The 26,609-nt window shown below is 40.0% G+C and carries 22 protein-coding genes and 1 pseudogene; 16 read left to right on the top strand and 7 right to left on the bottom strand.

Annotated elements, in window-relative coordinates:
- The 8 genes from crp to FTT85_RS02185 all read left to right on the top strand — a co-directional run bounded on the left by crp (position 1) and on the right by FTT85_RS02185 (position 10,753).
- Positions 1 to 711: a cAMP-activated global transcriptional regulator CRP gene (crp, locus tag FTT85_RS02220; RefSeq protein WP_078191819.1), complete on the top strand. Its 711-nt coding sequence runs from the start codon at positions 1 to 3 to the stop codon at positions 709 to 711.
- 202 nt (positions 712 to 913) lie between these two features.
- A complete protein-coding gene (locus FTT85_RS02215) occupies positions 914 to 1,963 on the top strand; it encodes an NADP(H)-dependent aldo-keto reductase (protein WP_180182727.1) in 1,050 nt (349 codons plus the stop codon).
- 345 nt (positions 1,964 to 2,308) lie between these two features.
- Positions 2,309 to 4,888, top strand: a complete 2,580-nt coding sequence (gene clpB / locus FTT85_RS02210) for an ATP-dependent chaperone ClpB (RefSeq protein WP_180065479.1) — start codon at positions 2,309 to 2,311, stop codon at positions 4,886 to 4,888.
- A gap of 225 nt (positions 4,889 to 5,113) precedes the next feature.
- Complete coding sequence (locus tag FTT85_RS02205; protein ID WP_306674414.1) at positions 5,114 to 5,950, top strand: hypothetical protein; 837 nt, start codon at positions 5,114 to 5,116, stop codon at positions 5,948 to 5,950.
- The gene (locus FTT85_RS02200) at positions 5,950 to 7,500 is read left to right on the top strand and encodes a GH3 auxin-responsive promoter family protein (RefSeq protein WP_180182725.1); all 1,551 of its coding nucleotides are present in this window, start codon (positions 5,950 to 5,952) and stop codon (positions 7,498 to 7,500) included. The genes FTT85_RS02205 and FTT85_RS02200 overlap by 1 nt, the downstream gene beginning before the upstream one ends.
- Position 7,501: 1 nt before the next feature.
- On the top strand, positions 7,502 to 8,668 hold the full coding sequence (locus FTT85_RS02195; RefSeq protein ID WP_180065483.1) for a GNAT family N-acetyltransferase: 1,167 nt from the start codon (positions 7,502 to 7,504) through the stop codon (positions 8,666 to 8,668).
- Positions 8,669 to 8,796: 128 nt separating this feature from the next.
- A complete protein-coding gene (locus FTT85_RS02190) occupies positions 8,797 to 10,098 on the top strand; it encodes a DUF945 family protein (protein WP_180182724.1) in 1,302 nt (433 codons plus the stop codon).
- A 496-nt stretch (positions 10,099 to 10,594) separates the two neighbouring features.
- Positions 10,595 to 10,753 (top strand): hypothetical protein, encoded by a 159-nt coding sequence (locus tag FTT85_RS02185; RefSeq protein ID WP_180182723.1) that lies wholly within the window; start codon positions 10,595 to 10,597, stop codon positions 10,751 to 10,753.
- Between the two features lie 41 nt (positions 10,754 to 10,794).
- Here FTT85_RS02185 and rlmKL read toward each other — a convergent pair whose 3' ends face one another.
- The gene (rlmKL, locus tag FTT85_RS02180) at positions 10,795 to 12,999 is read right to left on the bottom strand and encodes a bifunctional 23S rRNA (guanine(2069)-N(7))-methyltransferase RlmK/23S rRNA (guanine(2445)-N(2))-methyltransferase RlmL (protein WP_180182722.1); all 2,205 of its coding nucleotides are present in this window, start codon (positions 12,997 to 12,999) and stop codon (positions 10,795 to 10,797) included.
- Between the two features lie 221 nt (positions 13,000 to 13,220).
- On the opposite strand from rlmKL, the pseudogene FTT85_RS02175 reads away from it, so the two are divergent.
- The 5 genes and pseudogenes from FTT85_RS02175 to FTT85_RS02155 all read left to right on the top strand — a co-directional run bounded on the left by FTT85_RS02175 (position 13,221) and on the right by FTT85_RS02155 (position 19,055).
- Positions 13,221 to 13,577: pseudogene (locus FTT85_RS02175) on the top strand (hypothetical protein).
- Between the two features lie 369 nt (positions 13,578 to 13,946).
- Complete coding sequence (locus FTT85_RS02170) at positions 13,947 to 14,963, top strand: aspartate carbamoyltransferase catalytic subunit (RefSeq protein ID WP_180010388.1); 1,017 nt, start codon at positions 13,947 to 13,949, stop codon at positions 14,961 to 14,963.
- A gap of 9 nt (positions 14,964 to 14,972) precedes the next feature.
- Entirely contained in the window at positions 14,973 to 16,208 is a 1,236-nt protein-coding gene (locus FTT85_RS02165; protein WP_180182721.1) for a dihydroorotase, read from the top strand.
- A 221-nt stretch (positions 16,209 to 16,429) separates the two neighbouring features.
- Positions 16,430 to 17,905 (top strand): OmpA family protein, encoded by a 1,476-nt coding sequence (locus FTT85_RS02160; RefSeq protein WP_180182720.1) that lies wholly within the window; start codon positions 16,430 to 16,432, stop codon positions 17,903 to 17,905.
- A 121-nt stretch (positions 17,906 to 18,026) separates the two neighbouring features.
- Complete coding sequence (locus FTT85_RS02155) at positions 18,027 to 19,055, top strand: DUF1311 domain-containing protein (RefSeq protein WP_180182719.1); 1,029 nt, start codon at positions 18,027 to 18,029, stop codon at positions 19,053 to 19,055.
- Positions 19,056 to 19,104: 49 nt separating this feature from the next.
- Here the strand turns inward: FTT85_RS02155 and FTT85_RS02150 are convergent, their stop codons facing one another.
- Both FTT85_RS02150 and FTT85_RS02145 read right to left on the bottom strand, forming a co-directional pair.
- The gene (locus tag FTT85_RS02150) at positions 19,105 to 19,551 is read right to left on the bottom strand and encodes a universal stress protein (protein ID WP_078188616.1); all 447 of its coding nucleotides are present in this window, start codon (positions 19,549 to 19,551) and stop codon (positions 19,105 to 19,107) included.
- 141 nt (positions 19,552 to 19,692) lie between these two features.
- On the bottom strand, positions 19,693 to 20,136 hold the full coding sequence (locus FTT85_RS02145) for a universal stress protein (RefSeq protein ID WP_180182718.1): 444 nt from the start codon (positions 20,134 to 20,136) through the stop codon (positions 19,693 to 19,695).
- A gap of 311 nt (positions 20,137 to 20,447) precedes the next feature.
- On the opposite strand from FTT85_RS02145, the gene FTT85_RS02140 reads away from it, so the two are divergent.
- The 3 genes from FTT85_RS02140 (at position 20,448) to FTT85_RS02130 (ending at position 22,443) form a co-directional block, all read left to right on the top strand.
- The gene (locus tag FTT85_RS02140) at positions 20,448 to 21,455 is read left to right on the top strand and encodes an alpha/beta hydrolase (protein WP_180182717.1); all 1,008 of its coding nucleotides are present in this window, start codon (positions 20,448 to 20,450) and stop codon (positions 21,453 to 21,455) included.
- Between the two features lie 81 nt (positions 21,456 to 21,536).
- The gene (locus FTT85_RS02135; protein WP_078188613.1) at positions 21,537 to 21,881 is read left to right on the top strand and encodes an SMR family transporter; all 345 of its coding nucleotides are present in this window, start codon (positions 21,537 to 21,539) and stop codon (positions 21,879 to 21,881) included.
- Position 21,882: 1 nt separating this feature from the next.
- Positions 21,883 to 22,443 (top strand): TetR/AcrR family transcriptional regulator, encoded by a 561-nt coding sequence (locus FTT85_RS02130; RefSeq protein WP_180182716.1) that lies wholly within the window; start codon positions 21,883 to 21,885, stop codon positions 22,441 to 22,443.
- Positions 22,444 to 22,472: 29 nt separating this feature from the next.
- Here FTT85_RS02130 and FTT85_RS02125 read toward each other — a convergent pair whose 3' ends face one another.
- The 4 genes from FTT85_RS02125 to FTT85_RS02110 all read right to left on the bottom strand — a co-directional run bounded on the left by FTT85_RS02125 (position 22,473) and on the right by FTT85_RS02110 (position 26,586).
- Positions 22,473 to 23,642, bottom strand: coding sequence for a benzoate/H(+) symporter BenE family transporter (locus tag FTT85_RS02125; protein ID WP_180182715.1), 1,170 nt, complete (start codon positions 23,640 to 23,642; stop codon positions 22,473 to 22,475).
- A 255-nt stretch (positions 23,643 to 23,897) separates the two neighbouring features.
- Positions 23,898 to 24,548: a leucine efflux protein LeuE gene (gene leuE, locus FTT85_RS02120; protein ID WP_180022039.1), complete on the bottom strand. Its 651-nt coding sequence runs from the start codon at positions 24,546 to 24,548 to the stop codon at positions 23,898 to 23,900.
- 68 nt (positions 24,549 to 24,616) lie between these two features.
- Positions 24,617 to 25,606 carry a transaldolase gene (gene tal / locus FTT85_RS02115; RefSeq protein ID WP_180182714.1) on the bottom strand — a complete coding sequence of 330 codons (990 nt, stop codon included), beginning with the start codon at positions 25,604 to 25,606 and terminating at the stop codon, positions 24,617 to 24,619.
- 89 nt (positions 25,607 to 25,695) lie between these two features.
- The gene (locus FTT85_RS02110) at positions 25,696 to 26,586 is read right to left on the bottom strand and encodes a LysR family transcriptional regulator (RefSeq protein WP_180026433.1); all 891 of its coding nucleotides are present in this window, start codon (positions 26,584 to 26,586) and stop codon (positions 25,696 to 25,698) included.
- Positions 26,587 to 26,609 lie beyond the last annotated feature (23 nt).

Raw genomic sequence — 26,609 nt, 5'->3', positions numbered from 1 at the left:
ATGACTTCAAACTTTTCACAACTTAGCACAGATGCGCTATCTCCGGGGCAGTTACCTGAGTCGGTGAAGGCATTATTAAAACGTGCATATATTAATCGTTACCCAAAACGTACAACAATCATTGATGCGGGCTCAGAATCTAAATCTTTGTATTTAATTCTTAAGGGTTCAGTATCTATCATTTTACGCGAAGATGATGAGCGTGAAATTGTGGTTGCGTACTTAAATGCGGGTGACTTTTTTGGGGAAATGGGTCTATTCGAAGCAAATGCACAACGTACTGCAGAAGTACGTACGCGAGATGTATGTGAAATTGCTGAGATTACCTATGAAAACTTTCATGAATTAAGTAAACAATACCCAGACTTAAGTTATGCGGTATTTGCACAGCTTGTACGCCGTCTTAAAAATACGACGCGTAAAGTAACTGACCTTGCGTTTATAGACGTGTCAGGTCGAATTGCACGTTGCTTAATTGATTTATCTTCACAACCAGAAGCAATGATTTTGCCGAATGGTCGTCAGATTCGTATTACTCGTCAAGAGATTGGTCGTATTGTGGGTTGTTCCCGTGAAATGGTTGGTCGTGTTCTAAAAACACTTGAAGAGCAAGGCATGATTGAAACTGATGGTAAAGCGATTCTAATTTTTGATGCATCGCTTGAAGAGAAAAGCCAATTGGCTTCAGATGATTTCGACGACGAAGAATAATCAGTCTTCCGAATCTAAAAAAGCAAACTCAGGGGTTTGCTTTTTTTATGTCTATTCATTTCTCACTATTATAGCGGAAGCAACCTTTCGCACATTTTTTGACAAATAAACAGAAAATTATGATTTAAACAAAGCCGATATCTTAGGTAAGCTACTTCGTGACTTATATATTGATATTTAAAATAAAGAGGGAATTTGTGGCATGCAATTTAAACCATTGGCACATAGCGGAATTTTAGTTCCAGAAATTTGTTTAGGCACTATGACGTTTGGTGAACAAAACACCCAAGCAGAAGCTTTCGAGCAACTGGATTATGCTTTAGAGCGTGGTCTTAACTTTTGGGATACTGCAGAAATGTATCCTGTCCCACCGAAACCTGAAACCCAAGGTTCAACTGAAACTATTATTGGTAACTGGATTGCAGCTCGCGGTGGACGTGATAAATTAATCTTAGCTTCAAAAATTGCAGGGCCGTCACAAGGCGGTAGTCATATTCGTGACGGGCAAACTAAATTTATTGCTTCGGAAATTGAGTCTGCACTGGATCATTCTCTTCAGCGCTTACAAACAGATTATCTTGACTTATACCAGTTGCATTGGCCGCAACGTCCAACCAACTTTTTCGGTAAATTGGGTTATGGCAATGCCGAAGCAAACAGTACGCAAACTATTACCAATTTAGAAGAAACATTAGTTGCTTTAAGTCATGAGGTGAAAAAAGGTCGAATTCGCTCAATTGGACTATCTAATGAAACGCCATGGGGAACGTTAAAATTCCTACAACTTGCAGAAAAGCATGGTTTAGAAAAAATTGTCAGTGTGCAAAATCCATATAGTTTGTTGAATCGTACTTATGAAATCGGTTTATCTGAAATTGCACACTACGAAGGCGTGGGCTTATTGGCATATTCACCTTTAGCATTTGGTTATCTAACAGGTAAATTCCGTCATGGTGCACGTCCTGCCAATGCTCGAGTGACACTATTTTCACGCTTCAGCCGCTATTCAAATGCGGAGAGTGAATGGGCAACAGAACAATATGCACAATTGGCTGAACAGCATGGTTTAACGTTGACACAGTTAGCACTAGCATTTATTAAGCAGCAATTTTTTGTCACCAGTACAATTATTGGTGCGACAAATCTAGATCAGTTGAAAGAAAATATTGATGCGTTTGATGTGAATTTATCAGAAGACATTTTAAAAGGAATTGAAGATATTCATCGCCAACAGCCAAATCCTGCACCTTAAGCTGAACTTTTCAGTGGATTATGTAAAAGCCTGCATGTAAATGTGGGCTTTTTGGCATTTATGTGATTTAAGCTAGTGGAAAATCATTGAATTTTTTCTCAGAAAGTCAGTTGAGTTGACAAGAAAATTGTTTAAAAAAACATATGTATTTAAACAACATAATAAAGTACTAAATTCTGCAATAAATGACTTGAAAACTATTCTATTTATGCCAATATTATAATTGAGATTTATCTATATCTTAAAATTAACTCATTGAAAAATATTTAAAAAATGTATTTGAAATTTTAAATATGACTCCCATATATGCTTCAAGTACAGAATTTGTTGTGAGGTATAACAAGAATGCGATTTGAAAAATTCACAAACCGTTTGCAGCAAGCATTATCCGATGCACAATCATTAGCAATGGGGAAAGACCATACAGCCATTGAAGGAATCCATATTCTTTCGACATTGCTTGAGGAGCCTTCGAACCAAAGCTTGTTACAACAGGCAGGTGCTAATCTTCCTGAGTTAAAAACCAAACTTCAGCAAGCCCTACAGGATACTGCCACCATTGCGACGCCTACAGGGGACATCAACCTAAATCCTGAAGCAGTCAAGGCGCTGAATTTAGCCGACAGTTTTGCTCAAAAAGCTGGTGATGAGTTTCTTTCTACAGATTGGGTGATTCTCGGTTTAGCTGAAACGGGTAAAACCAAAACCTTATTAAATAGTGTAGGCGTAACGACAGATAAATTACGAAAAGCGATTGAACAAATACGAGGCGGTGAACAAGTCATGAGTAATAACCACGAAGATCAACGTGATTCACTCAACAAATATACCTTAGACCTCAATGCACGTGCATTAGAAGGTAAGTTAGATCCAGTTATTGGTCGTGACGAAGAGATTCGCCGTACCATTCAGGTTTTATCACGCCGTAGCAAAAACAACCCAGTACTGATTGGTGAGCCGGGTGTGGGTAAAACTGCGATTGTAGAAGGTTTGGCACAGCGTATTGTCAATGGCGAAGTTCCTGAAAGTCTGAAAGGTAAACGTGTACTTTCACTCGACCTTGGTTCATTGCTTGCGGGTGCAAAATACCGTGGTGAATTTGAAGAACGACTGAAAGCAGTTCTAAAAGATTTAGCCAAATATGATGGCGAGATTATTCTTTTCATTGACGAACTACATACGCTTGTTGGCGCAGGTAAAGGCGATGGTGCAATGGATGCTGGTAACATGCTTAAACCTGCATTAGCGCGTGGTGAGCTACGCTGTGTAGGTGCGACAACACTTGATGAATATCGTCAATATATCGAAAAAGATGCGGCATTAGAACGTCGTTTCCAAAAAGTGATCGTTGATGAACCGAGTGTGGAAGACACCATTGCGATTTTACGTGGTCTAAAAGACAAATATGCAACCCATCATGGTGTGCAAATTTTAGACTCAGCGATTATTGCTGCGGCAAAAATGTCGCATCGTTACATCACAGACCGTCAGTTGCCAGACAAAGCCATTGATTTGATTGATGAAGCAGCATCACGAATCAAAATGGAAATTGACTCAAAACCTGAGCCACTTGACCGTTTAGACCGCCGTTTAATTCAATTGAAAATGCAACTTGAAGCCGTGAAAAAAGATGCAGATTCAGTCTCAAAAGCTGAAGTTGAGCACCTAGAGAAACAAATTGCTGAAGTTCAAAAAGAATATAGTGATTTGGAAGAAGTGTGGATTGCGGAAAAACGTTTGGTTGACGGCACGAATCAGGCTCAAATTGAGCTAGATAAAGCACGTACTGCCTTTGAAAAAGCACAACGTGAAGGTGATTTAGCAGAAGCTAGCCGTTTGCAATATGGTGTTATTCCTGAGTTGCAAAAACGCTTGAATGAAGAAGAAGTTGCCGAGGTGAATGAAGAACCGAAACTGATTCGTACCAAAGTCACTGAAAATGAAATCGCTGAAGTGGTAAGTGCGGCTACAGGTATTCCTGTTGCGAAAATGCTGCAAGGTGAACGTGAAAAACTCTTACACATGGAGGAGTTCTTACATAACCGTGTAGTGGGTCAAGATGAAGCTGTCGTAGCAGTGTCGAATGCGGTGCGTCGTTCTCGTGCAGGATTATCCGATCCAAACCGCCCAAGTGGTTCATTCTTATTCCTTGGGCCTACAGGTGTAGGTAAAACTGAGTTAACCAAAGCTTTAGGTAATTTCTTATTTGACAGTGATGATGCGATTATTCGTATCGACATGTCAGAGTTTATGGAAAAGCATTCGGTGAGCCGTTTAGTAGGTGCGCCTCCGGGCTATGTGGGTTATGAAGAAGGTGGTGTGTTAACCGAGGCTGTTCGTCGTAAACCTTATAGTGTAGTGTTGTTTGATGAGGTTGAAAAAGCACATCCAGATGTATTTAACATCTTACTTCAAGTGTTGGATGATGGTCGATTAACAGACTCACAAGGACGTGTGATTGATTTCAAAAACACCGTGATCGTGATGACCTCGAACTTAGGTTCAACCGATGTTCGTGAATTAGGTGAAAACCCGTCGAAAGACGAAGTTCGCGCTGTGGTTATGGCTGCGGTATCTGAACATTTCCGACCTGAATTTGTGAACCGTATTGATGAGTTGGTGGTTTTCCACTCTTTACAAAAAGCGCAAATTCGTGGCATTGCGGATATTCAGTTGGATCGCTTACGTTCTCGTTTGGCAGATAAAGACATGAGTCTGGCGGTTGAAGATAGTGCCTTTGAATTACTTATCGATGCTGGTTTTGACCCTGTGTATGGCGCACGTCCTCTGAAACGTGCTATCCAACAACAAGTTGAAAATACATTGGCACAGAAAATCTTATCAGGTGCCTTCCAACCGGGCGATACGATTGTCGTTCAAGCGGAAGGAGATCACCTAACTTTTGAAAAGTTAAAACTCAACTAAAAAGCACAAATCTGCTACATCCAGTTGTAAAAACAGAAACCCGGTTTAGGCCGGGTTTTTTAATTTTACGCTTGTCGTAATTTTCGTTTAAATACGTAAAGTTCATTGCATTTCATCATTTTCACCCACTAATATGACGTCCGCACACATCCAACGAGATGACTGTGTTCTGTAAAACAAAAACAATATCGCTCGTTCATCATGAATGAATGGCAACAGGGAATTATGATTATGATGGAATTTAAACTGCTTAGGCAGATCAAAAAAGAACCTTATAGTTTATATAAACGTACAGATGACATCACTGTTCAAGAACTCAAACGCATGTATGGTATTTACCAAAAATATTATGCCAATACCCGTTATGAAATTTTTGAACGCGACTTCTTAGAAAAAACCGGTGTTTTTTTCATTATTGAACCGAAAAATAATCAAATTGTCGGATTCTCGACGGTTATGGAGCGTGACTTTATTGTTGATGGTAAAGCCCGACATGCTTTTTTCAGTGGTGATACCATTATTGAGAAAGAGTATTGGGGGAATCGTGCATTAACTCGAGCAATGTTCCGTTATATTATTAGTTTTAAATTTCGTCATCCAAGAACCCCTGTATATTGGATTTTAATCTCTAAAGGCTTTAAAACTTATCTGCTCTTAGCCAATAACTACTACAGCTACTATCCACATTATGGTGAGAAAAATGCTCATCTCAAAGACTTTGTCGAATCGTACTGTAAAGAATATTTCTCAGAATACTATAACCATGAAACAGGTCTGCTGAATTTTGGCGAAGACTACCAGCCACTCAAAGCAGATGTTGCGCCTATCACCCATGAGATGCGCGAAAACAATACCAAGATTGCTTTCTTTGAAGGTAAGAACCCAACGTGGGTCGATGGAACTGAACTACCGTGCATTGGTGAATTACGTTGGAGCGATTTATACCGTTATGTAAATCGATTCTTAACCAAGACCACCAGTGTAAGTAAACATGACAGCAAGTTACGTTATAAGTCACGTACATTGCATATTGCGACAGGTTCAGACTCGAAGGTGGCCTAATGGGATTGCTTCTCACCACTGCACATCAAGTTTTGAATATTGCCTGCCGTAAAGCATTTCAATGCTATACACAGCAGGCAAATCAGCTGGAAAATGTGCAACGTAAAAAATTAAGTCATTTTTTAAAGCAGCACATTTCGCAAAATCTAAGCTATGAGCAATTTTCCAAAAAATATCCGCTTTCGCGTTATAGCAATTGGAAAAGCCAAATTGAACAATCCAGACAAAGTGGCAAAAATTGTTTGGGGCCTGAAAAAATTGTCCGTTTTCAACCGACCAGTGGGTCGAGTGAAGCAATTAAATTCATTCCCTATACTCAGGCTTTTTTAGATGAATTGGATGAAGCTATTGGGTTATGGCTCACCAATTTATACCGAACTCATCCACAACTTAAAAATTCAACGCATTATTGGTCGGTTTCATGGTTGCCTGAAAGCCAGCGAAAGCTTTTAGAAAATAGTAATTTGAATGATGACAGTGCGCTGCTTAATCTGTCGAAGCGAGTGTTGAGTAAAATTACCCAGTCGGTACCGACTGAAATTGCGATGGCGAATTCAGCCGAAGATGCCATGTTTGCAACCGCGGTGTATCTCGTTGCAGATAAGCATTTAGGCATGATTTCGGTATGGAGTCCTACATTTGCATTGCAATTGCTGGATATTATTCAAGAACATCAAGCTGAAATTGTACAGGTCTTAAAAACTGGACAATGGCAACGTGATGGTTTGAGTTTTCTGCAAGTTCCTAAATCTTGTCAACAATGCTATCGCTTACAAGACTTGGATTTAACCCAAGCAACGGCGTGGAAAAAACTGTGGCCTAAACTCAGTCTGGTTTCGAGTTGGGATACAGCGAGCGCAGAGCAATGGGCAGTACAGCTACAGCAACGAATTGCAGGGGTGGCATTTGAGGGTAAAGGTTTATGGGCAACTGAAGGCGTAGTGACGATTCCATTTGCAAACCGTTTTACCTTAAGTTATCAGTCACATTTTTATGAATTTATTTTGCAAGACAGCCAAAAAGTGGTGCCATCTTGGCAACTGAAAATAGGCGATATCGTTAGTCCTGTGATTACTACAGGTTCAGGATTAATTCGTTATGTGATTGATGATGAATTAGAAGTCACCGACTTTTATCAGCAAGTGCCATGTTTTAAATTTTTAGGTCGAAAAATGACGGTTGATTTGGTCGGAGAAAAGCTCGACCACAATGCAGCAGTTAAAGTCCTTGCAGAGTTTAAACAAGTGGATTATTTACCAATTAGTATCTTGGGTATCGAACAATGTTCGGTTAAAAAACCGCATTATGTTTTACTCAGTGAAGGCAATGTAGACAAACAACCGTCTGCTCAAGCGCTAGATCGGTTACTAAAACATAATTTTCATTATGAATTGGCACGGGATTTGGGACAACTTGATGAACCAGAAGTGGTTCATGTGCAAGATGCATGGGATTACTACAAAACATTAGCCATGAATAATGGCATGATTGAAGGGAATATTAAGCCTGAACCACTTAAAAAAATGAAAACAAAAATAATTGAGTATTAATATGGATATCGATGTGTTAGATGCACCGTTCGACGAAACGGTGCTATATCATTCAAAGAACGAGACTAAGTTTGCGGTTCGAAACGCGACGGTAGAAGATGATGTGCAACTAATGAAAATTAGTGCAGAGACTATGCCAAGCAATGGCATCACATTATCTTATGCGCGTCACCCCAGTTATTTTGATGCCAGCCACGCACAGTATAATCGTCCAGATTTAAAAGTGGTTGTCCCTGTGGAAGATCCATCTATCGTGATTGCGATGATGAATTTGGGATGGCGTTATTGTTATATCAATGGTCAGCCTGACCTGATGCGTTATGTCGCCGATTTAAGAATGAATCCAGCGTATCGTGGTGCTAAAGTCATGCGCTTATTGATGGACTATCTCCATGATGAAATACCACAAGACACGATTTTTGAAAGTGTGGTTTTAAACGACAATATTGTCGCTGCCAGTATTTTACATCATGAAAGATCTGGATTTCCGCTGCCATATTTTTATGATGAAATTCGAACCTTTACCGTTTCACAGGCAGTGAAACCAAAAACTTTCAATCAATATCAATTTAAAACCCTGACTGCTGAACGTGTAGATGAAGCGAATGATTTCATTTTAAAAATGAAAGACCATTATAATTTTTTACCTAGCTATGATTTTAATGCTTTGGTAGATGGTCAAAATCCATTTTGGGCATGCTTAAATCTAGATGACTTCTATTTGATTTACGATCAGCACAATCAGTTGGTTGGACTTTATGGCTTATGGAATCAAAAAAGTTTTAAACAAACTCGAGTGATCGATTATTCAAGGTCATTAAAGTTGATGAAACCTTTTTATAATGCCTATGCCAGTGTGCGTGGTGTTTTATCACTGCCAAAAATTCATGGAACCTTTGATTATTTAATGTTGCATAGTCCGCTATGTCATCCTGAACATCTGGACGTATTTGCAAGTTTGATTTTTCATGCAAAACAGCAGACAAAGCAACGTGGTAAAGAAACCTATTGTATTACTTTGGCAGAGAAGGACCCGCGTATTGAGTGGATGAAAAATACGACCTCACATGTGTTAAAAGCCAAGCACTATTTTCATAGTTTTAAAGCCAATCCATACGCTGCTTTTGATCGTAAACGTATTAGTTATTTTGAAGTTGGGCGTATATAGAGGAAGTGATAACGATCAAAAAATCAATTAAAACTGCCAAATCAATCATTTAAAATCATTCTAATTGTGTACTTATGTAACTGAGTTCTTCAGTATACTGCGCAAAGAATAATCAGAATGAGAAAGACATGTCGAAGTTGATGTGGGGAATTGGCAGTTTAGCGGTGCTTTCAGCAGCAGTGGTGGGAGGGAATTTATATGCAGATAAATCTCTTGCCCAATTTTATACACAGAATAATTGGCCCGCAGCTGTACAAGATGTTGATGTAAAGTACAGCAATTATCAGATGGGCTTGATGGGTGGAACAGTCGATTGGGTATTAACCCTGAAAACAGACCCGTGTAAACCGAAAGAAGTGATCGTGTTGAAGGGTACCGATCAGATTCAACGTGGGTTGAAAGGCTATAACATCAACTCGAATTTTAAGATTGTTCAACAACAAAGTACGTCTGAATATGCCAAGCTTTTTGGTTCGGATTTAACGGCAAAAACCTTGGTCAATTGGATTGGTCAAAGTAAAACAGATTTACAGATTCCTGCATTTAAAACGACTGCACAAGGTGCAACGGTACAAGCTGATGCCAGCCAATTGCAAATTCGAATCAATAGTTTACCGGGGCAAGCCACTAAGGTATCTGAGCTTTCAATCCATTTACCTGTGGTTCGGTTGAGTGAAGGTCCAATGCAAACCATGGTGCAAAATTTTTCGATGAAGACCAATCAAGGTTTAAATCAGGAAAATCTTGAAAATGGTTTTCTTGAAATCCAAGCGGGTTCTATCAAACGTTTAGATCAAAAGTTCTCAGGCGGCATGCGTGGTATGCAACTGCGTTGGGAGACCGAGCTAAATGAACATGATGTGGACTTTGAAGGCTATTTAAAAGCAGATGAGATGGATTTCCCAGGTTCACCGGTCACCAAAGATTTCGCACTGAATTTGGCATTGCATAAAGTCAATTTGGATAAAGTTCGAGCATTTAGTGAACTTTGGCATCAAGTGGAAAACTCATGCGATGCAGTGGGTGAATCAAGTGAAGAAATGACTCAAGCTTTCTTAGCAATCGCAAGTCAAGGTTTTGATTTTGAGTCTAAAGATAACTCGATCAGTATTGGTGGAGGTACAGCCTCTGCAAATGTCGTGGGGAAAGTCATGCCGGGTCACCATGCTTCAATGGAGTCTTTTATCAAAATGGTGCCAAGCTTACTGGATTTTCAAGCAGACTTAAGTTTTGATAAAAATATGATGACTGCAATCATGAATAACTTTTTGCAATTACAGGGCAAAAGTTTGTCAGGACAGGAAGCTGAAGCCATGTTTGCTGGTTTTGAAACATCAGGGCAAGGCAAGCGCGATGGCAATAACATGGTCATGAGTATGCAATATAAGTTTGGTCAAAAGCTTTTTGGTCAAGCCATACAAAAGAAATAAGCAACCAGTCGTTAGTCGTTTAGTTTGAAAATATAAAACCGTCATAGATTGGCGGTTTTATATTTTTGGCTACAGAATTATGATTTTCAGTTTATCGGAACACAGCGGCCTAGCCATTGTTGAACAGTTGAAAAGTTGCTAGCGTCAATGGGCAACTAGCCAATGAAAACAACAATAGGAAAGACACCATGTCACACGATTATTTTTTTAGACGGAAACTTGTTCATTCATCCATGCCTAAATGTTCTTGGGTAAAACACAGTCTTGTTAGTAGCATTTTTTTAATCGCTGTTCAGTCTATGGCTTTTGCGGGGGCGTCAATTTCAGATCAACGCTTGTCGAATGAAACGCAAGGGAAAAAAAGTTTAGTGAAGAAACCTTAGATATTATTGAGAGTGAGGCAGCTAAACCCAAAGAAGAGCAGCAGAAAAATTCAAATCATAAATCTAATCGTAATAATAAGATCATTCAAGAGACGCAGCTTGAAGGCTCAACCATGAGTGATTATTTGCTTCAAAAGAAAAGGGCAGCGGATCAGGTCGGGTTAATACAATCTCAAGAAGTCGCACCGATTAACCGTATTGTGCTGCAAGAGCGACACGAAAATATTCGAGTAACGTATCCAGATGGCGTCGTGGTTGAAATGAAGCACTGACGTGCTTCATTTCATAGATCAGGAATTTCTAAAGTCAAACCTTAGATTTGTGGATGAGTGATTTTCCATGCACGGTGAATTTTGGTATTACGTTTAAAGTCTAGGCCAATGGTTTCATTGCTGATTTCTTCAACGTCAAACATTACCATGATCACATCGTCCATCTCAAAACCACGGTAGTTGTTTGAGAAGTAAAGCGTTCCGTCAGTGGTTAAACGGTTCATGGCACGTTTAAGCAAAGACATATGGTCGCGTTGGACATCAAACGTACCATAGAACTTTTTAGAGTTAGAGAATGTTGGTGGGTCAATAAAGATCAGGTCATATTGCTCGTGACCTTCTTTTAACCATTCAAAACAGTCGCTAGAGAAGAACTGATGTTGTTCATCTGCATGATCTACAGTCAAACCATTCAGTACAAAGTTCTCTTTAGACCAGTTTAGGTAGGTATTTGATAAATCGACACTGGTCGTACTTGCTGCACCGCCAAGCGCCGCATGTAAGCTCGCTGTAGAGGTATAGCTGTATAAGTTTAGGAAGTGTTTGCCTTTGGCTTCTTTGGCAATGCGTAGACGCATTTGACGATGGTCAAGGAACAAACCTGTATCGAGGTAATCTGTTAAGTTCACCAAAATCTTAGCTTTGCCTTCTTGAACGATAAAACGTTTAGACGCAGTACTTTGTTTGGTGTACTGATTTTTACCTTCTTGGCGCGCACGTGTTTTAATGAAAATCGCATCACGACCTAAGCCTGTCACTGCACGAATCGCTTGAAGTGCTAAGTTAAAGCGTTTTTTGGCTTTTTCAGGGTCAATTTTTTTCGGTGGTGCATATTCTTGTACGTGTAAACGATCACCATACAAATCTACCGCGACATTAAAGTCAGGCAAATCGGCATCATATAAACGTAGGCAGAAAATATTTTCTTTGACTGCCCATTTTTTAAGATTCTGCATGTTTTTTTGCAGACGGTTAGTAAAGTCTTCTGCACCTTCAATTTTTTCAAATTGTTGCGGTTCCCAATGCTCTAGGAAAGGCTTTTGAACTGCCGCAGGTTTAACTGTACCAAAACGGACGTAAATTGGCAGCTTACCATTCATCAAACGCAAAATTTGCGGATCATTAAAGGCAAGGACATCGGCCTGTTCAACTTGTGCTGCAATAATCGCAGCAGGCTGGTTCGGGAAGTTCTTTTGTAACAGTGCCGATAGACCTAAATACAGTGCGCGGTTAGAGGCTTTATCACCTAAACGCTCGCCGTATGGCGGGTTAGTGACAACAAAGCTTTTCTTACCTGTTGCTTGGAAATCTGGCCAGTCTGCAAGTGTACGTTCTTCAATCTTAATTTGATCAAGTACAGATTCGAAACCTGCCGCGATAATATTTTGTTTAGTCGCTTTTACCGCTTCCCAGTCGGCATCAAATGCATAGAATTGTGGGAGAGGGTTTTCAAGTGCAGCTTTATGACGTTCAGCAGCTTCGCCTTTGATCGACATCCAAAGTTCATGGTCATGACCATTCCAACCATTAAAACCAAAACGACGAAGAAGGCCTGGCGCGCGGTCAGTCAAAATCATTAAAGATTCAATGATAAATGTCCCTGAACCACACATTGGGTCCAAGATAATATCGGGTTGATGCTGTTTAAGTTTTGCTTTCTGTAAGATGGCAGCCGCTAAGTTTTCTTTAATCGGTGCATCTGTCATGTAGCGACGGTAGCCGCGTTTATGCAGAGAGTCACCTGATAAATCTAAGCAATAAGTATGTTCAGTTTTGCCAGCTAATACATACAATGTAATTTCAGGTTGCTTAATGTCAATGCTAGGACGTTTGCCCACAGCTTCCATAAAGGAATCGACCACACCATCTTTGACACGTAAAGTTGCGAACTGAGAATTGACTTTAATGTCACGTTCGATGTGTAAACGAACAGCAAATGTACTTTGTGGTGCAAAAATAAGTGACCAGTCAAAGTTTATTGCACCTTCATAGAGCTCTTCCGCTACATCACGTGCATCATGCGTGAACTCTAATTCATGTGTATGAATCGGGGTGAGTACACGAGAAGCCAAACGTGACCACATGCAAATACGGTACGCATCTTCAAGTGTGCCTTTGAATACAAGACGACCCGGGAACTGTTCAATATTTTGAACACCTAAACCTTCAATTTCCTCGCGGAGTAAGGTTTCCAGTCCATCTGCACAGGTAACCCAATATGTAGAAAGACGCGGTTTCGAATTCATGTAAATTTCCAAAGGCAAAAAAGCAATCGCATATTTTAACGTATTTTCGTGGATTTGGGCGGACGATATTGCGCTGAAACTGGAGAAATATCGGTAGATTTGAATGACTTTATCAAATTTATTCTGTGTACATTGTGAGAAATATCACTTAATGGTACAAAAATTGCTATAACTCTGATCAAAATTCGATCTTTATAATTTTGATATCATTAGGGGTATTTATGACAGGGCTGGCAATCAATAGTCAATCAAACGCATTTTCAATTGCAACTTTAATCTATGCACGCTTACGTCGTGTATCAGGTCGAGTTATTGACGCATTATATGTGGTTGAGAATGTCGAATATGCACGCTTTGTTTCTAATTTGGCTTTGGAAACGGCTGATCCTGAATTATCTCGTTTAGTTGCACGTTTATATAGTGAGTTGAATTTGCATGAAGTTGCAGTTACAGCACCAGAAGAACCAATAGTTAGCTCAGTTCAATCTGAAACAGCAGAAATATTAATGAGCTAACCGACTGCGGAAGACATCTGTAAAGCACAGGTTGCACATCGTTATATTGGCGCATTGCGTTAATTCAATCCCGCTGTGAGCAGCAGCATAAATTTCCTGCTGCACGCAGCCTGACGTATCAACTCTCTTTCTTTATTTCACAAGTTATTTAACTGCGCAGAAGGCGGCTGTTTATAGCTGAACTTTATCTGTTTGAAAGTATCCAATTCAATCAAAAATAAGGACAGATGAAAGCCCTATTTGAAGGCTTTTTGAAAGGGGAAAGGTGAAGTTTAATTTAAAACGTTTAATTTATCTAATTGAAATGATAGATAGGAATTTGAAAATTCATTTTGAATAACATCATGAGTTTGCATTGAACGTTGAAAACTTCAACTGCCATTTGCCAAGATTCTCTGTATAATGCGTTAACTTAACGATAAGGAATCTCTCATGCACTTGGCGGCATTGCATACACCGAGCCAGATTCAACTCAACCAAGATGGTAACTTAAAACATTTCCTCACCATCGAAGGCCTTTCTAAAGAAACTCTCACAAAAATATTGGACACTGCACAGTCCTTTTTTAATGACCAAAATCAGCTGATTACCAACAACCTTTTAGAAGGCCGTACGGTGATGAACCTGTTTTTTGAAAATTCAACACGTACCCGAACTACTTTTGAAGCGGCAGCAAAACGTCTGTCTGCAAACGTATTGAACATTGATATTGCACGTTCAAGTACATCAAAAGGCGAGACACTGCGTGATACCTTGTGGAATTTAGAAGCGATGGCGACCGACATTTTTGTGGTTCGTCATTCATCGTCAGGCGCGCCGCACTTTATTGCCAAAGATGTTTGTCCGCATGTGGCAATCATCAATGCAGGCGATGGTCGTCATGCGCATCCTACGCAAGCCATGCTGGATATGTTGACGATTCGCCGTGAAACCAAAAAGAATTTTGAAGACATTTCCATTGCCATTATTGGCGATATTAAGCATTCGCGTGTTGCCCGTTCAGATGTCGCTGCATTGCAAACATTGGGCTGTAAAGATATTCGTGTCATTGCGCCAAATACTTTGCTGCCTTACGGTTTTGATGATTATGGCGAAGGCATTCGTTTGTTCAACAATATGGAAGACGGCATTCAAGACTGCGACGTGATTATTACTTTACGTATTCAAAATGAACGTATTGATTCTCCTGCGCTGTCATCTCAAGCCGAATTCTACAAAATGTACGGTTTGAATAAAGAACGCTTGGCTTTGGCAAAACCTGACTGCATCGTGATGCATCCAGGACCAATGAACCGCGGTGTTGAAATTGACTCGAGTATTGCCGATGGTGCTCAGTCCGTGATTTTACATCAGGTGACCAACGGTATTGCGGTGCGTATGGCGGTACTGGCTTTGGCGATGCAAGGTCAGCTGCAAGAAAAAGGTTTAATTGAAGCGATTGCGGTTTAAGGGATAGTCATGAGTATTGTTAAAGTTGAAAATGTACGTGTCTTAGATCCAATCAATCAAACTGACAGCGTACAGACGGTTTATATTGAAAATGGCCGATTGGTTGCCGAAAGCAATGCCGCTGAAACCATTGATGGTCAAGGCAAATGGCTGATGCCAAGTATGGTTGATCTCTGTGCGCGTTTGCGTGAGCCGGGTCAGCAGCAGCATGGCACTTTAAAGTCAGAAGGTAAGGCTGCGCGTGCGAATGGTATTTTGCATGTGTTTACCCCGCCAGACTCTAAACCGATTGTGCAGGACAATGGCGCATTGATTCATGGCCTAGTGGAAAAAGCCATGCTGGACGGCGGCATTTATCTGCAGGTGATTGGCGCGCAGACTCAAGGCTTGTTAGGCAAGCAGCCTGCGAATATGGCAGGTTTGAAAAAAGGCGGCTGTACTGCGGTATCGAATGCCAATGCGCCATTTATGGACGATGATGTGGTGATTCGTACTTTGGAATATGCTGCGGGTCTAAACATGACCGTTGTGTTCTATGCTGAAGAACCGCAGATTGCTAAAGATGGCTGTGTGCATGAAGGTTTTGTCGCATCTCGTCAAGGTTTGCCGATGATTCCTGCATTGGCGGAAACCGTAGCCATTGCAAAATATTTACTGATGATTGAAGCCACTAAAGTGCGTGCGCACTTTGGTCTGTTGTCATCAGGCGCATCTGTTGAATTGATTAAACATGCCAAAGCAAAGGGCTTACCGGTGACTTGTGATGTAGCCATGCACCAATTGCATTTAACGGATCAGTTGATCGACGGCTTTAATTCACTTGCACATGTGCGTCCGCCGCTACGTTCTGAGCAAGATAGAGACTTGCTCCGCCAAGCGATAAAAGACGGTGTGATTGACGCGATCTGTACACATCATGAGCCACTGAGCAGCTCTGCGAAAATGGCGCCTTTTGCTGAAACACTGCCCGGTTTTACTGCATTTGATACCTATGTACCTTTTGGTATTCAACTGATTCAAGAAGGCCTATTAAGCCCACTGGAATGGGTTGAGAAAGTCACACTCGCACCTGCTAAAGTAGCCAATATCCAACAACGTTGGGCAGATGAAGCGGGTTGGGTACTTGTTGATCCAGAGCTTGAATGGACCATCAATAAAGACACGATTGTGTCAAATGGTAAGAACACACCATTAATTCAGCACACCGTTAAAGGTAAAGTGCTTCAAGCTTTTTATGCCGTTTAAGCTGAAGCTCAATATGGAAAATGTTGAGTCCTAGCATTTTAATTTGATATCTAAAAGTCAGCTTCGGCTGGCTTTTTTTATGAGGATTGAAATTAATAGATTGAAAATAGAAAAGATATTAACGCGCTGACAAGTCCGAACAAATTATTACATTTGATCAAAAAATAAGCATATAAACTAAAGTACACATGAAAATAATGACAACTGCATGGAGTAAAAATATGAATATAGACTTATTAGCGCTGATTAAGCAGCACGTCTCCTCGATTGTGCTGGACGGTGATACACAACACTTAAATGAAAAAAATTCAGCCATTATCCAGTTTATTCCATTCCTGTTAAATATTTTTCGATCCAAACCTGAATTTATTGATGCCTTTCAAAAACAGTTAAACCCTCGTATTAGTGATATATTTTCAGCAAATCCCACATTAAAAGATCAATTTTTGCAACATCTCGGTGGCGGTACGGCCACAACGTCAGAAATAGAGCAAACCTTAAACCACTCTATAGCTCCAACTTTAGGGGCACTTGAAAATGAAGCGGGTTCATCTGATCCCGTCGCAATCACGCATTTACTTGATAATCATGCAGATAGCATTTTGGCGGCACTACCACAATGGGCAGTGCCTTTACTCGCAGGTTTAGGGGTCAACACTGCAGCTGGCCGTACGTTACACCAAGCGCCTGTTGTTGAACCAACACCTGTTATCGTTGAAGAAAAACGCTCGAATTGGTTATTGCCAATTATTGCGCTGCTTATATTATTGGGTCTGATCGCATTTTGGTTTAAGTCTTGTACTAATAAAGAAGAACCAACCACCTCTGCAACAACGGTTGCACAGCCTGCTGCATCTCAGCCAGCACATTTGCAATTTAGCACCGGTACAGATGGGCAGTTAACCAACTGTCAAATTCAAACTGGTGATTCAAATTATCTTGAAATTTTGCAGCAACAAGTCAAACAGATCTTTAACTTTAATACGGGCTGTGGTGCAACATCCGATACCAGTTACCATACTCAATTTATTGATCAAGATACCATTCCAACGGTTCTGCAAAAACTTAAAGGTGTGCCAAATACCACTTTAACCTGGACAGAAAATCAGTTATCGATTTTGTCGCAAAATCCTGCGGATGCTCAAAACCTTGCCAATCAAATTAAGCCTTTAGCAAAAAATATGACGGTATTGGTTCAAGAAGGTGTGAGTGAACAAACTGCAGTAGATAACAGTATTACTGATGCACAAAAAGCATTAGCGAGTATTAACCCTGAACAAGTTCGTGCTCTAGATGTTGCGACTGCGCTGAACTTACAAATTATTAATTTTGCGACAGGTTCATCTGATATTCCTGACGTGAATAAATCGATTTTGGATCAAGCGGCAGCGTTAATGCAGCGCGCTACAGAAGTACATCTGACTGTACAAGGTCATACCGATGCTGTGGGTAATGCGGAAGCGAATAAAGCGTTATCGCAAGAGCGTGCACAAACTGTGGTGGATTATTTGGTGTCGAAAGGCGTTGATCCTGCACAGCTTCAAGCGGTGGGTTATGGTCAAGAAAAACCGGTAGCAGAAAACAGCACCAAAGAAGGTCAATTCAAAAACCGTCGTATTGAGTTTGAAGTTTTAAATACTGAGAATGGCAAAGTACGAGATGTTACCAGTGAAGGCGTGACTGAAAAGACCAACTAAAACCACACCAAATTAAATGAGATGTAAAAAATCCCTGCACATGCGGGGATTTTTCTCGTCAAAGCGCTGTAATTTTGAGTAAAATACGCCCGAAGAATAAAATCATAATGGTACTTATACAATGAAAAAAATAGTCATCACGAGCCTCATGTTGTCTGCGGCATTAATTTCCGGCTGTGATAATTTTAAAAATAAAAAAGATACAGAAGCCAAAGCGGAAGCGCCTGCTTTGGAAGATTGGAGTTGTACTGCACAAGCCAATATTGACCAATTGCAAGATCATTTAAAAAAAGAATATCTCAAAGAATTAAACAAAGAAATACGTCAGTCAGATTATGAAGCCGATCAGCAACTCATGGATCTGATTGTAAAAAATCTAAAATTTAACATTCAAAATGTCACGACTTTAACTGAAGACCCTAATAAAGCCAAAACATTGGAATGTAGCAGTCAATTGTTGGTGGTTTTCCCGAAAGGATTACAAAAGCGTGCTGAAAACGCCTTTGCTGAACGACCATGTGATGAAGGCTGTGAAGAACGTGGTAATTATACTTTGAATGATTCACTCGAAGATGGTGAGTCAGGCTTAAGCATGGACAATGATCAGCTTAAAGGGAACTTTAGCTATAGCATCACTAAAACGGACAAAGATGGTTTAAGTTTAAGTGTCCCAAGTCAAAATGACGTAATTGATAGCGTTGTAACAGTGACACGTCATGCGGTGCTATATGCGGCATATAGTGCTCAAAATAAGCGAAACGAAGAATCCTATCAGCAAGGGATGGAGAGTCAATCTCAACAAATGAGCCTTGCACAAAAGGCAATGGATATTCGAAAAAAAGAGCTAGATCAGGATAATGCCAAAGTGGTGGATCGTCTCAATCAGACTTGGGATCGTTTTAGTGATGAACAAAAGGCGCAGTTACAGCAAGATCAAGCAGACTGGTTTGAAAAGCGTGATATCGATTGTAAAGTGCTTGCACAAAAAAGTGTTTATTCATTAAATGAAAGTGAAAAAGAGACTTATCAAAAGCATTCGCAATACTGGGATGATGCGATGAATACGCAAAATCAAGAGTTGCAATATACCAAATGTTTTAATCAGAAAACTACAGAACGAATTGTGTATTTAAATAACGTGTTTAATTGATCTAAAAGAAGAAAAGCCCTCAATTGAGGGCTTTTCTTTGAATCTTAGTTTATTGCTTGATGATCAAAACAGGAATTGGGCACTGCGTTAAAATATTTTGTGCCACGCTGCCTAGCATGGCTTTTTTCAAACCTGTGCGTCCATGTGAACCCATGATGATTAAATCCGCAGAGATTTCATCAGCCACTTGTAAAATCCCTTCAGTTGGCGATACACCATGAATCAAACGAGTTTTAACCTCGATACCATCACGTACAAAGGTTTGTTTGATATCTTCTAAACGCAGCTGAGCACTTTTTTCAGCCTGCATAAAATATTCAGTGATTGCAGGTGCAACAGCATAGAAATCGACACCAACGAATGGATCAACAGCAACAACACTAACAATGGTCACTTGTGCATTTTGACTTTTAGCCAAGCTGAGCGCATGTTCAACAGCAGAATATGAAATTGGAGATTCATCCACAGGGACTAAAATTTGTTGATATTGACTCATATCTGCTTCCTTAATATTTTAAATGTTATCAATCTAATCTTGCTCTATTCACGATATTGTATGAATTAGACAAAAGGGTAAGCCTATGGGTGAAGGGTGTGCTGAATAGAAAAAAGCCCACATTGTGTGGGCTTAGTCATCTTAAGCTTTTACAACCAACACGGGTAATTCAGTATTGCTGAGTACATCTTGCGCGAAACTACCGAGTAGCATTTTCTTAAATCCTTTGCGATCATGTGAACCCATCACGATCAAATCGGCTTTCACTTCATTGGCTGCTTCTACGACACCTTCAGCAGAAACTTGACCTTTAATAATCTTACTTTGTGCATCTATACCAACTTCAGTCGTGATTTGCACAGCTTCTTTTAATGCAGATTCTGCATTTGCGTAAGCTTGTACGAAATATTCTTTCATGATTGATGAAGAATAATAAAAGTCTGCATCGGTAAATGGGTCTTCAGCAACAAGGCTGATTAAAGTGAGTTGGCTGTTAAACGCCTTGGCAATAATTGCAGCTTTTTTAACTGCAGAAAACGAGATTTCTGAACCATCGACAGGTACTAAAATGTTTTGATATGACATGGAACAATCTCCTGTAATTTTGATTTTAAACCCTATAGATTATTGATAACACATTGTCGTGCATGGTTCAATTTATTAATCTGAAAAATATTGTAAATTCATAAAATTACATAAATTAATGTCGATAAATCGTCAAATAAATCTGAGCAAAAAACTCGGACTTTGCTCAAAAAATATTAAAATAAAATCGACTAATTTTCTCGGATTTTGAGCTTAAAAGATCAATTTGAACTTTATGAAAATAAGCCTAAACTATATACAATTTTAAATCTAAGATTTATAACAGAATTGATGTGATTGGATAGTTAGATATGTCATATAAATTAGGGTTGGTTGTACTCAGCATGTGTTCAGTGTTGCATTTGTCTGGTTGTCAAAACACGCAAAGCAGTACCAAAGTGATTGCAGGCGCATTTAACTTATCGACACAAGTCCAAAAGACCTTTATCAACTTATATGCGCCTGACAATGTTATTGTGCAGTCAAATATTCAATATCTACAAAATCCAAATTTAAACTTGGATATCTATCAACCTGAAACAAGTATGGCGATTGCACCAAGACCAACGATTGTTTGGATCCACGGTGGCGGTTGGGTCTCAGGTTCAAAAGAGCATGCAGGTGGATATTTTAAACGGCTCGCAGCCCAAGGCTATAATGTGGTTTCTGTTCAATATCAGTTTGCACCTGAAGCCATTTATCCCACACAGCTCAACCAAATAGATGCAGCACTGACGTTTTTGAATCTACATGCGGCACAATATGGCATTGATTCTCAAAATATGTATTTGGCAGGGGATTCTGCCGGTGCAAATATGGCCAGTCATTATGCCGCCTTGGTTACGAATCCAGATTTTGCGCAAGCGTCAAAGATTCAACCTGTATTAAAGCCTTCACAGCTTAAAGGGCTGATTTTGCATTGTGGTATTTATGATTTAAACAGCTTTGTAAATACTGCACCCGCAGAGATTGGACTGATCGAGTGGGGCGTCTATAACTTAGTTCAGGCGTATACCGGAGACAAAAAAGATGATGCCGAGTTTTTAACGCGTATTTCAACGGCCTCAAATATTAATTCAAAATATCCGCCTGTATTTATCAGCGGTGGTAATAAAGATTTTTTAACCAAAACGCAATCTGAGCCTTATGTAGAAAAATTGCTGGAAAATAATGTACCTGTGACAGCGGTTTTTTATCCAGATTCGAAAGAATTTTTGGTACATGAATATCAATTTATGATGAGTAAAAAGGCCAGCCAGCAGACCTTTGATCGCACTTTAGAATTTTTGCAACAACACACACAGACCGTCAAAAATTAAAAACAGACTTAAAAGGCTTGCAGAATAATCTTTAACTTAATAACATACCTACCAGTTGGTATGTTTATTTTGGAATGATTAATGAATTCGGTAACATTGGCCTATGGCTTACTGTCATTGGCGATTATCTCAGAAGTAATTGGTTCGACATTTTTGGTGAAGTCAGAAGGGTTTACCAAACTTGCGCCTTCATTGGCTGTCGCAGTTTTATTCTGTTTGGCATTTTATTTATTGTCTCAGGTGATTAAAGTCATACCACTTGGTATTGCTTATGCCATTTGGGCAGGTGTTGGTATTGTTTTAACTGCACTAATTGGCTACTTTATCTTTCGTCAAAGTTTAGACCTCCCAGCCATGTTAGGGATAGGCCTGATTGTTTCAGGTGTGGTCGTGATCAACCTGTTTTCAACTTCAGCTGGACACTAATATGGATAATCCGCATCAGCGTAAGAAAGAGCCTCAACTGATACGCCAAAGTATTTTGCAGCATGCAATCCGTCTTGCTGCTGATAAAGGTGTTAATGGGGTGTCGATTCAAGCCGTTGCGGATTTAGTTGGGGTTACAAAAGGTGGTGTATTTCATCATTTTTCAAATAAGCAAAAGCTCTTAGAGTCCATGATTGTGATGCTTTTGGCTCAATTAGACGAGGTCGTTGACCGATTAATTGACGAAGACCCTGAGCCATACGGTCGTTTTACCCGAGCCTATATTGAAATTACTTTAGAAAAACAAATCATGGGTTTGCAACAGTCTTGGTCCGCGATTTCGATGACCATGCTGACCGATAAAACTTTTAATGAATTTTGGATCGAATGGATGAAATCACGTTTAGAGCGACATCATCAGACCGATTCAGATATAGAACTGAAAATTGTACGTTATGCAGCTGATGGTATTTGGCTCACCGCTTTTACAGAAGTGGAAGACGAAAGCGAAACCCAATTATTAAAACAAGAACTGATCGCCCGAACGTATCGAGCGAAATAGACTAAAGAACGCTGTTTGTAAATGTGCGCTTAATTTCTTTTATATTTGAAAATAGCATGTACGACTAAACCAAAGACCAACCCCCAAAACGCGGAACCAATACCAAAAAATTGTACGCCCGATGCACTAAACAAGAAGGTGAGTAGAGCAGCGTCACGTTCACTCGCTTCTTGGAAAGCAATGACGATGTTGTGTCCAATGGTGCCTAGTAGGGCAATGCCTGCTAAAGCGGTAATAAATATCAATGGGAAAGCGGTTAAGAAACTCACCAAAGTGGCTGCAAACAGGCCCATCAAAATATAAAAGAAGCCACAGGTCATACCTGCGATATAGCGCTTTTTCTCATCGGGGTGGGCTTGGTCATCTAGACTGATGGCAGCACTAATCGCAGCAATATTGACACTAAAACATCCAAATGGCGCGAGTAGCGTTTGGGCTGTCCCAGTCCAACCAATCAGTTGATTGACGTGGGGTTGATAACCATAACTTTTAATCATGGCTAAACCTGGTAAGTACTGAGAGGCCATATTGATTACAAAGAGTGGTAGCGCCAAACCCAGTATTGCTGAGATCGAAAATTCAGGTTTGACCCAAACCGGCTGTGCGAGTTCTAAATTAAGCGCCGGTAATTGAAAGCCAAGTAATAATGGACAAAGCATAATGCCAATGATTACTGTAATGACAATGCTATAACGTGGTAACAGCCGTTTACTGAGGACATAGGCAGCCAGTAAACCCAGAACGAATGCCCATTCATTTTGTAAACTGACAAATAGCTCAATACCAAATTTTAGAAGTACGCCCGCCAACATTGCACTGGTGAGACTTTGCGGGATATAGCGCAGTATTTTTTCAAAAATGCCTAAAAATCCGAGTACTGCTGTCAATAGGCCACAGACCAAGAAAGCACCTAGGGCGGCATTCATGCTGTAACCATTCGCAGTCGCTAAAATCAGTGCCAGTCCTGCAGTGGACCATGAAGTCGCAACGGGATATTTAAATTTCCAAGACAGAATCAGCCCGCTTAAGCCGATACCCAAACCTAGAGCCCAAAACCAAGAGGTTATTTCTGCAGTGTTGGCACCGAGCATTTGTGCAGATTGGATCACCAAAACAGCCGAGACACTGATCCCGACTAAGAACGTAATAAAACCTGCAAAAGCAGCTGGAATGGAGAAGTCTTGGAGTAGTTTTTGCATAATGATCGAGCTATGACTATTGTTGGCGCAGATTTAAGATGACATTTTTCAGGATGATACGCTCAAGTCCTGTACAGTAAAAGTGCTCATCGAGATATTATGGAAATACTTTATTTATTCACAAATGACACTTTAACAAACGGCACTTTAATAGAACGAATCGACAACCTACATTGAGGATGTTTCAACCATTCAAAAGTTTAAAGGCATATAGATTTTTAAGTAAAAAAAACAGAAATACTTTGCCCATGTCGGTTACATGGTAGATGTCGCAAGCTTTAGACCAAATCCACAAAATAGAAGACCAACTGCTGCTACACAGCATGCCGTAAATTTATAACGATGGCTAAAATAGGTGGCCAGTTTTGCACCCGAAAAGATCAAAATCGTTAAATAGCTCATACTGATAATTTGCAATACGATCGCGAGTACGGTAAATGTAATCGCAGGATATGGATATGCAGGATCAACGAATTGCACAAAGAACGATAAGTAAAAAAGAATGGCTTTAGGGTTTAAAATACTGATGGTTAATGCAGTCTTAAACGGTTTCAATTCATTCAAACTCAGTTGCTTGGTGTCGAGTTGTTCTGGCATCTGAACGGCATTCCATGTTTGGTAGGCAGCCTTGAAAAGTTTGATACCTAGATAACTTAAATACAGCGCACCGACAATTTTTAATAATAAGAATAACCAAGGGAAGGCGTGAAGTAAGGATGCAGCCCCGAGAGCGGTGAGTAAGATTAAGATTAAATCGCCAGTATAGACACCAAAAGCGCCTAAATAGCCGACCTTAATGCCATAGCGAGAAGCAACAGACATGACATAAAGTGAATTTGGTCCGGGTAAAATCACAATTAATATCGTACCAATAATAAAGGTCGTTAAGTCTGTGATTCCAAACACTGAAGACACTCAAATAAAAAACCGAAGCTGTAGTATACAACTTCGGTTCTAGAGGAAACTGAAAATTTCTAAGCTTTTATTTCAGCATCTAAGCCAAAAGTTTGACGCAGTAAGTTACTTAATTGCTCACGAGCTTTAATAAAACCATTAATACCGCCTTGTAATAGTTGGAAAGACATTAAGTCTTTTTCAACTTCAGCTTTGAAAGTTTGCTTGTCGAGCACTTGTACATCGTGTTGACAGTGTGCATGTGCATGATGATTAGACAATTGCACTTCAACGGTACGCTGATCTTTTTCCAGTTCTGCCAATAAATTTGGTGAAACTGTCAATAAATCACATCCTGCTAAGCCGAGCACTTGATCAATACTACGGAAGCTAGCACCCATAATTTCAGTTTTGATGTCATGTTGTTTGTAGTAGTGGTAAATCTGCTTCACTGATAACACGCCCGGATCTTTCTCAATCGGGTAGCTATCCACATTTTCAGCTTTTTTGTACCAATCTAAAATACGACCGACAAATGGCGAAATCAGCGTGACTTGAGCATCTGCACAGGCTTGAGCTTGATGTAAGCCAAACAATAAAGTCAGATTACAGTGAATGCCTTCGGCTTCAAGGGCTTTAGCGGCTTGAATGCCTTCCCATGTTGAGGCAATTTTAATTAAGATACGGTTTTGATCGATACCATACTGTGCATATAAAGCCAATAACTCTTTAGCTTTTGCAATGGTGGCATCAGTATCATAAGACAAGGCTGCATCGACTTCTGTAGATACACGTCCTTCGATCAATTTTAAAATTTCAACACCAAATTTGACCGTAAGAATATCGATGGTGCGCTCAACCAGCTCATCGTTTTGATAACCTTCTTTACGCGCTTGTTCAAAAGCACTTTCAATCAGTTCTTTATTTTCAGGTTGATTTGCCGCTGCTGTAATTAAAGATGGATTTGTAGTCGCATCCAATGGACGGAATGTATTAATCGCAGCTAAATCACTGCTGTCAGCAACAATCGTTGTTAGGCTTTTTAATTGGTTTAACGCATTTTGAGTCATTTGAAATCTAGTTCTTAATGTTCTTGGTGTACATACTTTTATAACACAATCTGTTTAGAACCCAACCAAAAACTGCCCAATTAGGCGGTCTAAATCGTAGTTTTTCGTGAATTTCGGATGTGATTAATCAAAAAATGAGCAGCCGAGCCGAGAGGTTTTTCACGGTTCCAGACCAAGTCGACGAAATATTCAAATTTGGGTGTGAAATCTTGAAAGCTTAAGATTTTGAGTTGATCTTTGAGCGTCGGATTTTCATTAAACATCTCGAGGGGAAGCACACCCCAACCCAGACCTTGAATAATCATAGAACAGGCTGAGTGGTGGTTATCTGTACGCCAACTGTGTTTGGAAAATAACAATTCTGGTTTAATGCTTTTATCACGACTTGCAACCACGATTTGCCGACTTTGCAAAATTTGCTCAAAACTGACTTGCTTAAATTTAGACAGGGCATGTTTTGTCGCTGCAACAGGAACCAATGCTTCACGCTTCAATTCGACAAATTGTTCATAACTCTCAAGCTGTTCACGTTCAAACATTAGAGCAAGCTGCGCTTGACCCTGTAATAACATCTTTTGAGCATCTTCTTGAGGCGCAGAAAAAATATTGATTTGCAAAGATGGAAAATGAGTTTCTAGCAAAGAGATATAGTCGGTCCACTGCGTATGAAGCAGTTCTGATACCACCACGATATTCAGTGAAGACTCTAAACCATGACTCAGCGCAATCGCATGCTGTTTCCACTGATTGATTTCTATCAATAATTGTTCAGTTTTTTCATACAGGTTAAGCGCTTGAGTGGTGGGCACAGGCTCACGACCAACGCGCTCAAACAGTTTAAGGTTGAGATCAATTTCGAAATTCGCAATGGACATGCTGACAGCCGAAGGTACTTTGCCGAGTTGTCTGGCAGCTGCGGAAAATGATCCTGTTTCCATGACTGTTTTAAAAATCATCAGTTGTTCTTGATTAATATTCATGTGCATACAGAAAAAATAAAGGA

Origin of the sequence: Acinetobacter sp. YH01020, from assembly GCF_013420275.1 — a bacterium.
GTDB lineage: Bacteria > Pseudomonadota > Gammaproteobacteria > Pseudomonadales > Moraxellaceae > Acinetobacter > Acinetobacter amyesii.
Note: the sequence above shows the minus strand (reverse complement) of the source record. Positions and strands in the feature narration are given on the sequence as shown.

Bases quoted from the DNA above. Each gene is read 5' to 3' on its own strand.
- crp (WP_078191819.1), top strand. From the start codon at position 1: ATGACTTCAAACTTTTCACAACTTAGCACAGATGCGCTATCTCCGGGG.
- FTT85_RS02215 (WP_180182727.1), top strand. From the start codon at position 914: ATGCAATTTAAACCATTGGCACATAGCGGAATTTTAGTTCCAGAAATT.
- clpB (WP_180065479.1), top strand. From the start codon at position 2,309: ATGCGATTTGAAAAATTCACAAACCGTTTGCAGCAAGCATTATCCGAT.
- FTT85_RS02205 (WP_306674414.1), top strand. From the start codon at position 5,114: ATGATTATGATGGAATTTAAACTGCTTAGGCAGATCAAAAAAGAACCT.
- FTT85_RS02200 (WP_180182725.1), top strand. From the start codon at position 5,950: ATGGGATTGCTTCTCACCACTGCACATCAAGTTTTGAATATTGCCTGC.
- FTT85_RS02195 (WP_180065483.1), top strand. From the start codon at position 7,502: ATGGATATCGATGTGTTAGATGCACCGTTCGACGAAACGGTGCTATAT.
- FTT85_RS02190 (WP_180182724.1), top strand. From the start codon at position 8,797: ATGTCGAAGTTGATGTGGGGAATTGGCAGTTTAGCGGTGCTTTCAGCA.
- FTT85_RS02185 (WP_180182723.1), top strand. From the start codon at position 10,595: ATGAGTGATTATTTGCTTCAAAAGAAAAGGGCAGCGGATCAGGTCGGG.
- rlmKL (WP_180182722.1), bottom strand. From the start codon at position 12,999: ATGAATTCGAAACCGCGTCTTTCTACATATTGGGTTACCTGTGCAGAT.
- FTT85_RS02170 (WP_180010388.1), top strand. From the start codon at position 13,947: ATGCACTTGGCGGCATTGCATACACCGAGCCAGATTCAACTCAACCAA.
- FTT85_RS02165 (WP_180182721.1), top strand. From the start codon at position 14,973: ATGAGTATTGTTAAAGTTGAAAATGTACGTGTCTTAGATCCAATCAAT.
- FTT85_RS02160 (WP_180182720.1), top strand. From the start codon at position 16,430: ATGAATATAGACTTATTAGCGCTGATTAAGCAGCACGTCTCCTCGATT.
- FTT85_RS02155 (WP_180182719.1), top strand. From the start codon at position 18,027: ATGAAAAAAATAGTCATCACGAGCCTCATGTTGTCTGCGGCATTAATT.
- FTT85_RS02150 (WP_078188616.1), bottom strand. From the start codon at position 19,551: ATGAGTCAATATCAACAAATTTTAGTCCCTGTGGATGAATCTCCAATT.
- FTT85_RS02145 (WP_180182718.1), bottom strand. From the start codon at position 20,136: ATGTCATATCAAAACATTTTAGTACCTGTCGATGGTTCAGAAATCTCG.
- FTT85_RS02140 (WP_180182717.1), top strand. From the start codon at position 20,448: ATGTCATATAAATTAGGGTTGGTTGTACTCAGCATGTGTTCAGTGTTG.
- FTT85_RS02135 (WP_078188613.1), top strand. From the start codon at position 21,537: ATGAATTCGGTAACATTGGCCTATGGCTTACTGTCATTGGCGATTATC.
- FTT85_RS02130 (WP_180182716.1), top strand. From the start codon at position 21,883: ATGGATAATCCGCATCAGCGTAAGAAAGAGCCTCAACTGATACGCCAA.
- FTT85_RS02125 (WP_180182715.1), bottom strand. From the start codon at position 23,642: ATGCAAAAACTACTCCAAGACTTCTCCATTCCAGCTGCTTTTGCAGGT.
- tal (WP_180182714.1), bottom strand. From the start codon at position 25,606: ATGACTCAAAATGCGTTAAACCAATTAAAAAGCCTAACAACGATTGTT.
- FTT85_RS02110 (WP_180026433.1), bottom strand. From the start codon at position 26,586: ATGAATATTAATCAAGAACAACTGATGATTTTTAAAACAGTCATGGAA.